Here is a 14,058-nt window from a genome sequence, read left to right on the forward strand (position 1 = left end):
TCGCCTCCCCGGGGCCCGACAGTGCGGTTCATCGCAGGCCGTACGCCCGGATGATGTCGTTCTTGACGCCGAAGCCGCTGTTCGTCTCGGCGCTCGCGCGGACCGAGAGGAAGCCGCCGGGCTTCTTCGCCGTCCTGAACGAACCCGTCCAATAGCCGTCGGCGCCCTTGGTCAGGGTCACCTTCTGCCAGGTGGCACCGTCGTCGTAGGAGACATCCAGCTTCACCGTGGTGACTTTGCCCGGCACGGTGCCGCCGTCCATCGACACCGGCTTGAGCGCGATCTTCTGGGTCGCGTTGGCCTTGACGTCGCCGTGCAGGTCCGACTCCAGCTTGTAGTTCAGGTTCAGCACCGAGAACGGCTCGAAGAAGTCCGAGTCGACGGTGTCGGACATGAACGTCCACTCGGTGTGGGTGCGCGTCGACAGCCGGAAGACGTCGGCGGGCCGCTCCGCGTCGAGGACGGCGCGGTAGGGCAGGTTGCCCGCCGGCACCTCCACCCACTGCATGTCCGTGCTGTGCGGGTTGTCGTGGATCAGCGTGTCGCCCTGGAAGACCTGCAGGTGGGTCGGCGTCTCACCCCACTGCAGGAAGCCGCCCAGCCGCATGTTGTCGCTGGCGGAGGCCCATGCCTGCACGTTCCAGGTCATGTAGTTCTGCCAACGGGAGTTGTACACGCCGAAGGCCTCGCCCTGGCCGGGCCGGGTCGCCGGAGCGAACCAGTCCAGACGGGTCGTGCTGCCCTTGGCATACGTGTTGTCGCCCGACACCATCACCCACGGCAGGTCTCCGTCGACGCCCTGCGCGTGGAACTCCCTCCAGACCTGACCCGGGGTCACCCATTCGGTGCGGGTGCCCGGGTGCCACTCGGCCTCGGGGAAGTTGAACGACGGGCTGAGCGTGAAGTCGGACCGGTAGCCCTCCGCCAACTTGCCGTCCGTGGCCGAGTAGTAGCGGGCATCGATCCGGGCGAGGTCACCCTTGGTCGGCTTGTAGACCAGGGCCCGGTCCGGCACCTGGCCGGGGTACTCCCGGGTCAGGTCGTAGACGAACGGCGTGTACTCGGTCTGCTTCGCGGTCAGCTTCAAGCTGCCGGCCTTGGCCATCGCGATAAGGGACTTGCCCGCGTCGCGGTGCACGGTGGCGACCGGGATGGTCGACTCACCGACGTACTCCATCAGGGCACCGACACCGTCGTTGACCACGATCAGCGCCTTCGCACCGGCCGCGACCGCGGCCTCGGCGCGTTCCTGCGGCGAGACCTCGTCGCTGCGCTCGATGACGACGACCTTGCCCTTGGCCCTGACCTTCTTGTATTCGGCCGCCGCGCCGTTGCCCGCGTAGACGGCGTCCAGCCTGTCCGTGGCGGTGCCCAGGGCGCTGCCCGCCTGCACCAGTGCCTCGAAGCGGCGGCGACCGCCCGGCGTGCTCAGGCTGAGCTGCGGCTCGCCCTTGCGCCAGCGGGTGGTCAGCAGGAACTCGCCCTGCTTCATCGGCTTCGTGGGCGCGACGTAGACGTCGTCGTATGTCGGCGGCAGCACGTACGCGCTGCGGTAGTCCGTGTACGGGTCGAGGCCCTTGTAGTGGACGTTGAAGTCGACCTTGCGCTGGCGGTCCTCGGTGCGCTGCGGCGCCTCGGTCTGCAGCAGGCGTGCCTTGCGCGCGTCCAGCACCACGTCCGCGGAGCCGTCCTTGAGTACGGTCTCGGGGTCGACCAGCACGGCCAGACCCGAGCGGTCCGCCTTCTCGCCGGCCACGTCGAGGTACCCCGCGACGGTGTAGAGGCCGGGTGCCATGCGCATGGTGGTCGAGCCGTCGACGTACACCTGCCACGGCCAGAAGTCGCCGGCCAGGTTGATCGTGACCCAGCCGGCGGCGGGCTTGCCGTCCCGGTCGACCAGCTTGATGTTCAGGTCGTAGCGCTCCTCCTCCTTGAGCAGCGCCACGGACGTGCGGGTCACCGGCTTCCCGGTGGCCGCGTCGGTGGCTATCACGTAGCCGACGTGCCGGCCCGGCGAGGCGGCTTGCGGGTCACCGGTCACCGGGACGGCCGCGGTGCCGCCCGCCGGGACGGTCACCTTGGTGGCTCCCAGCGTGAACGGGCCGGCGTCGTCGGTCAGCGCCAGGTTCAGCGTGACGTCGGCGGAACCGGTGTTGGTGAAGGTCAGGTCCTTCGTGACGGCGACGTCGCTCGGCTCGTGCGGCCATGTGTAGTTGCCGAAGAAGAGCGATCCGGTACCGCGGACCGTGGTGCGCACGGCGGCGGCCACGTCGACACGGCCGGTGCCGACCTCGTACGGCGAGTACTCGTCGGCCAGACCCTTCGCGGTGCTCATCAGGTGTTCCTTGAGCTGCGCGCCGGTCCAGTCGGGGTGTCGCTGGGCCAGGATCGCCGCCGCGCCGACCACGTGCGGGGTGGCCATCGAGGTGCCGCTGAGGGTGCGGTAAAGGCCCTCACCACCGTCGGTCATCTCCTGCGAGCGGGCCGCGGTGATGTCCACGCCGGGCGCCGAGATGTCCGGCTTCATGCCGCCGGAGGAGGCCAGCGGGCCGGTGCTGGAGAAGGACGCGAGCCGGTCCTGCTTGTCCGTGGCGGCCACGGTCAGCGCCGAGGCGGCCGCACCCGGGGAGGAGATGCTCTCCGGGCCCGCGTTGCCGGCGGCGATGACGAACAGCGTGCCGTACTGCGCGGACAGCGCGTCGACCATCTGCGACATCGGGTCGCTGCCGTCCGTCGGGTAGGTGTCGCCGAGGCTCATGTTGACGACGTCCGCACCGGACTCGGCGGCCCACTGCATGCCGGCCATGACCCAGGAGTCCTGGCCGTAGCCCTCCGCGCCACCGAGCACCTTGCCGACGATCAGATCGGCGCCGGGGGCGACGCCCTTGTAGTCACCGCCGGAGGCGGCGCCCGAACCGACGATCGTGCTGGCCACGTGCGTACCGTGCCCGTTGAGGTCGGAGAAGGCCTCACCCGGCACGAAGCTGACCGTGTCGTCGATCCGGCCGGCGAAGTCGGGGTGGTTGACGTCGACGCCGGTGTCGAGCAGCGCCACCTTGACACCCTTGCCGGTGTAGCCGGCCGCCCAGGCCTCGGGCGCACCGATCAGCGGCACGCTCTCCTTCAGGTTGGCCTTCACGCGACCGTCGAGCCACAGCTTGGCCACACCCGCGCCCAACGTCTTGCTGTCCTGCGGCGCGACGGCCTTCCAGAAGGTGCGGGCCTGCCGCTTCTCGGCCTTGAGCACGGCACCGCGGATGCCCTTGAGCTTGCGCGTCAGCTTGCTGCCCCGGGGGGCCGTCGGCTCGACGGCCGCGCGAGACTTCGGCTTGGCATACGTCGCGATCAGCGGCACCGCGGCCGACTTCGCGTCGTCGTAGCCCATCTCGATCAGATCGGTGACGTTGAACAGCCGCCGGTCCAGCTTGTCCGTGCCCAGCAGCGGCGCCGCCTCGTCCGGGACGACGAACAGGTCACCCTTGATCTCCTGGATCTTTACGCCGCCGACGGCGCTGTCCGGCCGGTCGACCTCGGCGGTCTGCTTGCCGTCGGCCATCGTGGTGACCGTGACGACGTCGCCGGTGACCAGGGTGACCTTGTGGGTCGCCGAGGGCTTGGCGGGAACGGTGGGCTTGCTCGGAGCGGCTTGTGCGGGCGCTTGCAGAACTGCGAGCCCCGACGCCAGCAGCGGCACCGCGGTGGCGGCCGATATCAGCTGCCAGCGTCTGCGCCGGAAGGCGGAAGCCTGAAAGGGGGAGGACATGCCCTGGGTCTATCGGCCAGTTCACGCCGACGTGAAGACCAGACGACGGCAAGTCTTCGCCATGGCAAGGACTTGCCAGCCGCAAATCGCGTACAGCCGGGCAGGGTTGCACTTTTCGGACCAGCGCCGGCTTGAAGTCGGACCAGCACCCCTTTGAAGTGGGTACGGTCCGCCCGCTGCCCCGGCGTGCCAACGAGGGGCATCATGGCCGGCGTTGAGACGAGGCGCGGTGGCGCCAGTGGCGCGAGGCGCCGAGGCGGTGCCGTGCGCAGGAACTCCCAAGCCGTGGCGGGAAATACGCCCGCATGACAAGAGGGCCCCGCCCAGGCCATACGCCCGGGTCGGAGCCCGGATAGCAGACGAGTTGGGCTATACGTCGGTGATAGTTGCGGGATCGGCGGCGGGGCCTTTTGACACCCTCTTAGAGATGCCTCCGGCAGGATTCGAGCCTACGCATACGGCTCCGGAGGGGGCTTCCTTCTGCACAGAACATGCTGGTGAGAGGCTTTGTTACGTCGAATCGACCGGGCCTTGTCCACGTATCGTCCACGGGCTAAGGCGCGTCCCTTAGCTGATTTGGCCATGGACGAGATGGTCTGGTCTGGGCTGGTGTGACCACAGCGTCCGAGCTGCCCTGGATGCCGGTTCACTAGGATGAGCCCGCGTCAGTTCAGCAAGCCGATCAATGCAGGAAGGCGCCGACCCAGTGAGCAAGGGCCGGTCGTGGAGCCCGCCGCTTGAGGACCGGATCCTGCTGGTTGCCGCGTACTGGCGGACGAACCTGACGCAGCGGCGGCTCGCACTGCCCTTCAGCAACTCAAAGTCCGCGGCCGACAGCATCATCAACCATTTTGGGCCTTCACTGGCGCTGCAGCCGCGCAAGTGGTTCCTAAGGACGCCGTGCTAAGCGTGATCACTTCCGACGCCCGCAGATCATTTAGGGGACAGCATTTGGCGAGCTTGTCGTCCGAATCGTCGAGGCTGATCAACTTGCCCTTGGGGCACGGGATTTGACCGATGCGCATCTCGTCGGACCGCTATAGTTGCGCTGAGCGTGGTGCAAGGCAGCATCGTGACGTATGGGACCAGGAACAGTCCTGGAGGCCCTTGATTCCTCGTGGTTGATGGATCGGGGCTGTCGCTGGCGCGGATGGTACCTCCCCATGAGGGTTTGATTCCGGGTCGACGCGGCAACCGCTTCCGGAGCCGTTGATGTATGACGTGGCGCGTGGCAATGGAGCACCCCGCGCCCGCTTCTCCTAAAAGCGAACTTCGCGAGGAGTGCGGAAGGGCCCCCAGCAACGGTGCTGGGGAAAGCCTGTGTGTGCTCGCGGAGTTGATAGCGCATGGCCACCGAGTCCAGTGCTGCCCCCCTGCGCCTCTATTTCGTCGACGATGGAGGCAACGCCCGCACGACAGCCTGCTTCGCATCCTTAGGGATTGATCTCGCGCACGTGGACGTCGCGAACCAAAGATGGCGGGCCTTTCGCGCCGAGCTGGATGCTGACGCACGATTGGAGATTCCGGTCGACTCCTCTCTGCACTCGGTGAAGCTCGTGGGCGCTCGCGGCCGACATGTCCACCGCTCGCGCAGCACCGACCGCGTTACGCACCGACAGCACTGCCAGGAAGTCGTCTTGCGCGGGCTGCGGACGATCGCCGCGATACCCGGCGCGCGGGTGCGCGCTGTCTACCGAGAGACCGATGACTACGGGCGCGACCGGCCTGCCCTCTACGCTGCCCTGCTGCGCCAACTCAATGCCGAGCTCGCCAAATCTGGAATCCACGGGGTGGTCATCGTCGACGGCGATGGCACTGAAGGCGCCCTGCGACGGGCCCATCGGGCCCTCCCGGACGAGGGGCGCCACATCGTCGGCGACCCGGTGTTCCGGCCTGCCCGCGCCCTGGACCTGCTCCAGGGAGCAGACATGTTGGCGTACTCGGCCTACCAGGCGATCGCCAAGCACCCGTCTCGCGCGTTCATGTGGCACTGGTTTGGTTCCACGTTCCCAGGTGCCCACGGGCCCAGTTCCCTGTGAGTTGAGTGGCGCAGAGGCGGGGGACTGGGCCCCGAACGAAGCCGGGGCCCAGCCGGGCCGGACCTGGAACCCCGAGCGAAGCGGGCCAGGACCGCTAATCCAGTCTTCCACACCAACCACCTATGAGGAGGGGTTCAATGCCTGCACACGAGACCGGCGCTCCCATCACTGTCGAATGGGGCAACCAGCAGGTCGAGGTGTCCACCGTCGACCGTGAACTGCCTGACGCGTCCGTTGTGGACGACCGTAATAAGCTGGTCAAAGCGGGCATGAATGCCCCATTGGCGTCGCTCCCGGAGGACGCTTGGCATGCGGTGGCCCGGGCCGCCGTGACGCCTGAGACCGTCGCCCTCCAACTGCGCGAGGCACAGGATGCCCACGCGAGCCTGCTCCTGGAGGAGCACGTGGATGGCGCAACCCTGCGGTCGGTTCACACCAGGGTGTGGCTGTCCGAACTGTTCCCAGCCATTCAGCCGCGCACGGGACAGGAACTTCTGGCTGTCGATGACCCGCAGGTACAGGGCATGGCTGACAACGGAATTCCGCAGGCGATCCTCCGCTACCGCTACGAGAGCTTTAACCATCTGAAGCGCCACGTTCGGCAGACCCTGTCTGCCACGCTGTACCGGAACTCCTACGCGGAATCGATCCTCTCCAGGCGGGTAACACGCGCTCTGATCGTGCATCCGATCATCTATGACTTCGATGACGGTACGGAGTCAGTCTGCGGGCTCGTCGCACGCGATGGCATTACTCGCCTGGCCAGCGCGTGGAAGGTCTTGGCCGGGCCTGATAGCGGTCCGGAGGAGGCCGCCGACCTGGCCGTGGACACCCTCTTCGCTCAGTATCAGATTTCCGCTAGCGAGCCGGCCAAGCCGCTCACGCAGCGGATGGCACTGGGCCGGCAGAATAGGCGCAAGCAGCTTCGTGAAGAGTTCACCAAGGAGATTGCCAAGGCAGGGGCGGACAAGCCACCGGCCCTGCGGGCCATCCAAATTGCCCAGTCTTACCTGGTGCCGACGCACGTCACGGTCGGCGCCAAGGCGCACGATCGCGCCTCCCTGGCCGCGGAGGATGTGTTCGACGACGCGCTGCGGTCGATCCTCGCGTCCGTTCATGTCGAGTTCAAGCCGTGGGACACTGCCGCCCAGAACGTCGAGATTGCTGGCCGCGCACTCAAGCGCGTTCTCCACGGTAGTTCGGGAAACACCACGGTCGAGGATGGGCTGCATGCGGTGTACGAGCTGGCCATCGGCCTCCGACGAGCGTCGGATACCCCCGACGTATATGGGAACCAGAGTATCCCCGGTAACGGATTGTGGCGTGCTGTCCAGTTGCTGCACACTCTGACCCGGCCAGCCATCTTCGAGGAGTTGAGGAGCAGGGCCAAGGAGATCAAGGGCGACCGGCGGATGACTGACAAGGGCTACGCCGGATTGCTCGGCCCTATCGTTGATTACCCCTGGCGATCCAGCAAAAAGTCGGCCGCCCAGCAGGCGCGCAACGCCTGGAGCAATGGAGGTGTCCTCTTCAAGGAAGTGCTGGAGGACGGTTGGGCTCCGATGGTGACTAACGACTTCACTACTCTGATCAAGCCGGCGCTCGAGGGTAGTCGCGAGGCCCGTCTGACACTTGCGTTGGCGGGCGGTACGGCATTGATTGCGGACAAGCTGCTGACCAGGAATGTGGGTTCGTCCGTCAGTCGGACCCGGGCACCCGGCAAAGTCCCGTTCCGTGGAGATGTGCACAAGATCATCGAAGGGTTGGCCCGGAAGGGCAATGAGCTCGGTTTCTGGACGCTGGCTCTGGCAGCGCAGCGCTTTGAGGACGGCAGACTCCCCCGAAACTCGGGTACCAGACAGCAGCTTGGCTTGCCCAACGATCAGGACATCGAAGGGGACGACGAGTACCAGCACCTCGTGGTTGGCCTAGAGGCACCCGACCACATCCTTCGGGAGGATGGCGAGCCGGTCCTGTTGCTGGAGTGGGACGTCGTCGTCGCTTCGGACCCGCAGCGCGCTCGCCAGATGCTCGGATCGTCAGATGCTGACGGTGAGGACGGAGGGGGTGAAGAGGACACGAACGTCAACGACGGGACTGGCGCCTCCATGCCATCGACGACCGGGAACGAGGCGGGGGAGACCGATGACCTGTCGGACGCAGCTGCGGACTCGGAAATGCCAGTCGAGCAGCGGATCCAGGAGGGCCGCAGGGTGCTAACCAACTGTCTGACAGACGCCAAGACGTGCGTCGACGAGCTGGAGAAGCTCGGTCAAGCCGTGACTTATCCTCCTCTGCTTGGCCCGGCCGAAGACTGGAATGGTCTCCGGGACACCGCCCTCCATGTCCTCAACACAATTCAGAATCATGAAGGCGACTACGCCGGCGAACGGGCCGAGGACGACTGAAGGGCGCGTCTTGGCCGTCGAGGGCTTTGCTGCGACCCGGGACATACCCGGGTCGCTTGACGCCCATGGGGCGACCTTCCGGGCCAGTGCCGAACAGCTCATCCGTGCTCGGCATAGCCAACTCGGATCCCCTCCGGAGGCCGCTTGGGCTCCAATCAACAGTGCTAGCCAAGGCAGTGCGAGGCAGTACCGGCTGTCACCTCGTCCACGGATAGTCCACTGGCTCAGACCTAAATCTGGGGAGCGACCTTGGCCTCCCGGCGCCAGCTCTCATCAGAACGGAAGGTCCGGTCGGCCATATCCCCAGTCCTCCTCCAACTCCATGTCAAGGGCCCCCAGACGCATGGGAAAGTGCGTCTGGGCTGCTCTGACCAGCCAGTCGTAGGTGCGGATCTGAATGTCCTCCGTCTCCGCGTACTGGCTGCGCATGACACCGGTTCCCCCTGCCGTGGCTTCCCGTCCGATAATGATCAATCCCGGAGGCCGGGTGCGGATGCCGGGCAACCCGAGTCCCCCCTGGCCGACGCTCTTCTGCGCGTTATCGAGGTTGTTGGCAAGCCACTCGCGCCAATCCCTGATCTGCTGGACGGCCTTGCGTAGGGTCTCCGATGCCTGGCGACCATCCTTGAGGGTCAACTCTGCAGTAGGGCGCTCAAGCTCTACCAACAACCAGCGCATGCCCAAAGAAGTCTGACTGCCGATAAAGAAGTCGGCTACGTACGGCGTGCCGACCTGAGTCTGAGGCCGCACATACGTGCCGTGATTTCCTCGAAACAAGTGTCCGAGGATTTCCGGGTGCTGCTCCAGCACGATCTGCATGGGGCGTTCGTGCCGCTGACGGTCACCACCATCTGCCTTTTCCAAAGCGGCGACTAGCGCCACCTGGGCCGCCAGCGAGGGCTCGCCTTGGACCTTCCATTTTTCCAATGCAGCCAACTGTGCGTCACCGAGGAATTCTGGAGCAGAACGCCGGGCTGCCGCCTCCTGCTGGGCCCGGTAGACCGCCGTCCCGTGATCGGTATCAGAGATCCGGATGATCCGGAGAATCTCGTGTGGCCAGGCTCGCTGGCCGGGACCGCCGCGGAAATTTAGCCGCCCGGAGATGCCGATGGACGAGATGATGTAAGAGAGAGTCTTTCCCGACTTCCCGATGATGACGACGTCACCACGCGCCGGGGTCCACTTTTCTAGGTATTCAGTGGCCCGTTTGGCGTGCATCGCCTCGAGCCACCCGTCGAGAATATCGCGATCACGAACGCCGACGGGGAAGGCGACACCAGTTTCCGCCGCGACTATACGCAGTAGCTCGATCTCGCTGTCGGTAGCCTCCTGAGCTCGAGGCAGGTTCAGCGGCTTGCGCAACCAGGCTCGGAGCAGAGCCGCAGCTACCGGCGCTGGGACATCTTCACCAAGACCTGAGGCGATCAGCCCAGCTAGCCGGCTCTGTTCGTCGCTAGGACCAAGCCACTTCTTACGAAGGCGGGTCGCTACCGTTTCCCACTCTGCTGTAGCCATGACGGGTCCTCGTACGAATCCGGGTGGTGCAGCGCGTTACTTCGGACCCCTGTGAGCTTGCTGCGCCGGTCTCCTGGCTCGGTCAGCAGAAGGTTCTCATGTGTGGGCCCACTCCTGGGCCCGATCGGACCATGCTGAGTCTGGTGAAGGCCCACCCCACGGGGCCGGCCTGGCCACCCTGCAACGTGGGAGAACGTTCTTCGCACAGAGGACGTGCTGATCAGAGCCTTGCGGGGCACAGTTGACGGGATGAGGGGGCAGGAGGTGCGGACGGGTTGATCGCCCAGATGCCGTGCATGCTGCAGCGGAATATTCAGGTCAAGAGCCGTTTACGCGTCAAGTGACGAGCATCTGTCCACCCATGGTCCACGCAGTAGCGCGCGGCCCTTCGCTGGAATCTCGGGATCGGCAGTGGCTCATGCCCCATGCAGAACACTAGGTTTCTCGGTCACCGTGAGGACGTGGTGCAGGAACCGGAATGACATCAGCACGGCAGAGAGGGCGGTCTAGTAGTTGTATGAACTCTTCATGTTGCGCCGGTGAGGGGGTGATATGAAGGCCATCACTGTTTAGGCCTATAGTTACCGTGCCAGCGCAACACGACCCTGCCGAGCTACCTGCCGCCGCATGAAGGTTGAGGTGTGATTTCTGGGCTAGCGGGCGCGCCTCGCGGTGGCAATGTGTTGAAAGTTGCGTACAGGCGATGTGAGCCTGAGGTCGCGCTGCGCGCACTCCCGCAACCATTTCAGGATCCGGGTTCGAAAAGCGGCCACCGCGAGCCATCGAAAAAAGAACGAACTCTGGCTGTACAGCTTGACATATCGTGGTAGCGAACTGTCGGGAATCAGACGTCTTCGCCTTTCCCCCGTGATGAGGAAAAACCAGAACATGAGCTTTCAGGTCAGCGTTGAGAGAAATCATGCGCTGGAGGGCCAGGGCGTCAATGTCAGCCGGCAAGAGTACTGCGGGGCTATCTTGCAAGGTAATCCGAAGAACGGCTGACAGTGTGTTCGCGGTAAGTCGCCCGAGTGGGGTTGCGGCGTCAGAGGGGCCGAGTGTTGCCATTTCTAGGTCTGGATGTAAAACTTCGATCTTCACTCGATTACTGAACGATAAGTCTGAAGTCGAAGCAGTGTTAAGGTTGCGCTGCCCATTAAGCAACCGCCCTTCCCGGTGGCGCAAGTAAGCTTGCCTAGCCAGGTTCTGCCAGGCTTTGCTCTGCTTAGTGCCATCCGGGTTGTACCAGATCATACCGATGATGAAACGGGTGTCCCAGAGAAGCTTGACGGCACTGCCCATGTGGTCCAGGTCGCTGTGAGAAAGCACCAGGTGATCAATGTGGGTAATCCCGCAGCGTTCCAACTCGTCGAATAAAGTCGGACCGGGAGGGGCGTCAACAACCACGCATCGATCGCTATCTCGCACCACGGCGCAATTCCCATGGCCAACATCGAGGACGATCACTTCCAGCGTATCCGTGATTTGCTCAGTAGATGTGCTGGTCACGGGCGCATCCAATCCTCTGGAAGCTCGGGACTAAGTGAAAAGTTTCTGAAAAACAGGTCTCGCTCCCTCTCGGCGTGACAGTTCACCTCGGCTTCGACCCAGCGGTTCCGTAATTCGTGAAGCGCTAGGCCGGTACCTTCTGTAATCAGGCCGGCGGGCAGCTGAATGGCCACCGAAGGTCGCCAGGCAGGGACGAGCACCTCTGCAGTCGGCATTTCCTCGTTGGCATGTACTCCGAGAACCTCGATGACTGTGGGAAGGGCCAGCCTTGTCCGCGGCACGTCACCATGAAACTCTGCGACAATCGCCTCGAACGCTGATTGAATCGCTTCAGCACTCTGCTCGTCCTTGTCGAGGAGGCATGGAATCTCTGCCCTTCGCAACCGTATAGTGGTTGCCTGGTCCCGGGAGATGTACGTACTACTCAGGACGGCGGGGAACCCTCTCTGGGACGCAAGACTCGCGAGTTCGGCGCCATCGAACGGGACATTGATCCTGCCGTTAAGCCTGTGATCGAAGACAGCTGCAACGCAGTTGTCAGTCACGCGCTGCAGCATACGCTCAGCCGCTTCCCTTTGCGGCGAGATCTCAACGGGCTCGTATCCCGCGAGACGCAGTACCATTCCAGTCGCGTAAGCTTCCTCGGGGTCGTCATCGACTACCGCTACACGTGACCCCGCTTCAGGCACCTGAGCGCGCGGAAAGAGCTTGTCTAGAGGGCGCCTGGTGTCCTGCTCCACGTTCACGACGGTGCTCCAGGGGGTTTGCTAGCGGCGGGAGCTGGTTGAGCGGGTAGGCGGACCATAATTCGAGCACCGCCCAGCTCACCCTTCTCGAAGGCGAGATTCTTACCCTTTAGCTCTTCCACTACGTCTCGCACGATGGTTAGGCCCAGCCCGGTGCCGTCGATGCGTGATGTCCTACCAGGTGACCAGATCTCGTCAATAGGCATGTCTCGAATTCCGGGTCCTGAGTCATCGACAGTGAGCACGACGCTTTCTTCACCGCTCTGGGTCCGGATGAGGATTTCACGGTCGCGATCCGGCATGTCTTGACGCAATAGAGCATGCGCAGAGTTAGTCAGTAGATTCGCCCAGATCGCCTCAATTTCGGCGACTGTGCTACGGACCCTCATCGTCCGTGTGTCGAACTCGGTCTTCACCGAAATGTTGCGGTCATTGAAATATGGTGAGAAGAGTTTCACCACCTCCCTGCATACTTCGTCAACATCGACATGAGCGGCATCTCGCTTGCGCTTCTTCACCATCTCCAGCGAGAGATTGGCGAATGCTTGCACGGTGTCGAGCGATCGCCCGATGCGGGACATGGGCTCATCGAAGACGGCGTCATATGTTTCCTGGCCAACTTTGTTTCCTATTAGTTGGCCCAGCACCCTGACCATCCGGGTGAGCCGACTGGCTGGTCCCAGTACTTCGTGCGCGAATACCGCGGTGCTTGTGCCGAGAGTGCTTAGTGTTCGGTATAGCCTCAGATCTCGCTCCACAGCTCTAACGTGCTGCTGTGTTTCGCCGTGATATGTATTTACTTGGCGCTCTACTATTTCCCTGTACCTCGGCGGGAGACTGCGCACAGTCTTGCGGAGCTCGTCCTCGGCAGTCTTCATTCGGGTGCGCGTCTTGGGCACTTGCTCCCGACGCCTGACTTCGGCATCTTTCAATCGGACCGCAGCTGCCCAGTCGGTTGCCCTGATGGCGAATTCCCTGAGGTCAACGAAGGCTGGTGTTTCAACGAAGCCCGTTCGGTCGGTTTTGGGCTGCAGAATCTGAGCATCGTCGTCGACGACAACGCGTCCAACGGCCGTTCGAGTCGAAGGGCGCTCCTCTGGGCTACCAGTGCGGCGAGCATTAAGCTCTAGCCAGTCGTTTCCTGCATCGCCGTACGGTGTGACCCTGAGCCCTCGGTGAATTAGGTGCACGCCTCCCACAACGTCAAGCCAAGGCCATACGCGGTCTCTGTCAGGAGAGTTTTTCAAAGGTGAAAGCGACTTTCCGCCTTTGAGGAACATCCAGAGTTCAAGGCTAGCTCGTGGGGCGAGCTCGAAAGGTAAGTGCACATCGCGCCCGCCTCGCTTTCGATTCAGGGCTACCAGGTCATGGCCCGCTTCGTGAATTACTTCACTACGCCAGTCGTACAGCGTCGCTTTGGCGTACCCTTCTGCGTCGATTTCCGCGAACAGCCGAAAATCCGCTTGGTCCAAGTAAGCGCGAGATGTGTCAGCTAGTAGCTTGTCGAACTCCTCCGAAACGAAAATAGCTCGAAAGGGCGAATTCTCGGGAAAGGGTCCAGTGAGAAGCAGGACCGAGCGAGCCATCCGCTTTATATCCGCTTCAGCGAATGGCTCGCGGAGCCTACTAATCGTGACGCGAGTCCCCGGAGGTTCCGAAGTCGGTTTGTTGATGACTGTAAGTGGCACGTCTTCTACAGCGTGCACGGAGTCGTACTTCGTCCAGTCGATTACGAGTACGTGCGCGCGTCCGGGGGTGTTGGCTGGTCGTGTCTCTAATTCAACGTGCGCTCCGAGTCGCAGCGCCGCCAGCCGGCCAAGGCCCTTCTCGCCCACCTTTTGTCGTCCGACCGGCGTGATTGGAGACGAGGTCTTAGCAGAGCGGCCTAGGAGGAGGAAGCTGTCATAGATACTGTCCTCGTCCATGCCTGTGCCGTCATCATCAACGATGAGGGTGCCACCAGTGCGATCAGCCTCAAGTAGGCGGATGGTGCAAGTGGTTGCGTCGGCGTCGTAGGCGTTGCGGACCAACTCCATGACACCGAGGTCTGGATGCGGGACCAGCTCTTCACCCAAGCGCGC

At 63.7% G+C, this 14,058-nt stretch carries 7 protein-coding genes and 1 pseudogene; 3 read left to right on the forward strand and 5 right to left on the reverse strand.

What is annotated here, in order from left to right; genetic code table 11:
* Positions 1-28: 28 nt before the first annotated feature.
* On the reverse strand, positions 29-3,763 hold the full coding sequence (locus AB5J53_RS15340; RefSeq protein WP_369246206.1) for a S8 family serine peptidase: 3,735 nt from the start codon (positions 3,761-3,763) through the stop codon (positions 29-31).
* A gap of 596 nt (positions 3,764-4,359) precedes the next feature.
* Here AB5J53_RS15340 and AB5J53_RS15345 point away from each other — a divergent pair.
* From AB5J53_RS15345 to AB5J53_RS15355, 3 genes and pseudogenes are all read left to right on the forward strand, one after another.
* Positions 4,360-4,658: pseudogene (locus AB5J53_RS15345) on the forward strand (transposase family protein); the annotation flags it as partial.
* Between the two features lie 451 nt (positions 4,659-5,109).
* Positions 5,110-5,802: a hypothetical protein gene (locus AB5J53_RS15350; RefSeq protein ID WP_369246207.1), complete on the forward strand. Its 693-nt coding sequence runs from the start codon at positions 5,110-5,112 to the stop codon at positions 5,800-5,802.
* Between the two features lie 137 nt (positions 5,803-5,939).
* Entirely contained in the window at positions 5,940-8,210 is a 2,271-nt protein-coding gene (locus AB5J53_RS15355; protein ID WP_369246208.1) for a hypothetical protein, read from the forward strand.
* A 273-nt stretch (positions 8,211-8,483) separates the two neighbouring features.
* Here AB5J53_RS15355 and AB5J53_RS15360 read toward each other — a convergent pair whose 3' ends face one another.
* The 4 genes from AB5J53_RS15360 to AB5J53_RS15375 all read right to left on the reverse strand — a co-directional run bounded on the left by AB5J53_RS15360 (position 8,484) and on the right by AB5J53_RS15375 (position 14,052).
* Positions 8,484-9,725, reverse strand: a complete 1,242-nt coding sequence (locus AB5J53_RS15360) for a Shedu anti-phage system protein SduA domain-containing protein (protein WP_369246209.1) — start codon at positions 9,723-9,725, stop codon at positions 8,484-8,486.
* A 435-nt stretch (positions 9,726-10,160) separates the two neighbouring features.
* Entirely contained in the window at positions 10,161-11,231 is a 1,071-nt protein-coding gene (locus tag AB5J53_RS15365; protein WP_369246210.1) for a ComEC/Rec2 family competence protein, read from the reverse strand.
* On the reverse strand, positions 11,228-11,977 hold the full coding sequence (locus AB5J53_RS15370; RefSeq protein ID WP_369246211.1) for a hypothetical protein: 750 nt from the start codon (positions 11,975-11,977) through the stop codon (positions 11,228-11,230). The genes AB5J53_RS15365 and AB5J53_RS15370 overlap by 4 nt, the downstream gene beginning before the upstream one ends.
* Entirely contained in the window at positions 11,974-14,052 is a 2,079-nt protein-coding gene (locus tag AB5J53_RS15375) for an ATP-binding protein (RefSeq protein WP_369246212.1), read from the reverse strand. The genes AB5J53_RS15370 and AB5J53_RS15375 overlap by 4 nt, the downstream gene beginning before the upstream one ends.
* Between the last annotated feature and the right edge of the window lie 6 nt (positions 14,053-14,058).

This window comes from Streptomyces sp. R41, from assembly GCF_041053055.1.
In the GTDB taxonomy this organism is placed as follows: domain Bacteria; phylum Actinomycetota; class Actinomycetes; order Streptomycetales; family Streptomycetaceae; genus Streptomyces.

Excerpts from the sequence above, each read along its gene's own strand:
- AB5J53_RS15340 (WP_369246206.1), bottom strand. The coding sequence starts at position 3,763 with ATGTCCTCCCCCTTTCAGGCTTCCGCCTTCCGGCGCAGACGCTGGCAG.
- AB5J53_RS15350 (WP_369246207.1), top strand. The coding sequence starts at position 5,110 with ATGGCCACCGAGTCCAGTGCTGCCCCCCTGCGCCTCTATTTCGTCGAC.
- AB5J53_RS15355 (WP_369246208.1), top strand. The coding sequence starts at position 5,940 with ATGCCTGCACACGAGACCGGCGCTCCCATCACTGTCGAATGGGGCAAC.
- AB5J53_RS15360 (WP_369246209.1), bottom strand. The coding sequence starts at position 9,725 with ATGGCTACAGCAGAGTGGGAAACGGTAGCGACCCGCCTTCGTAAGAAG.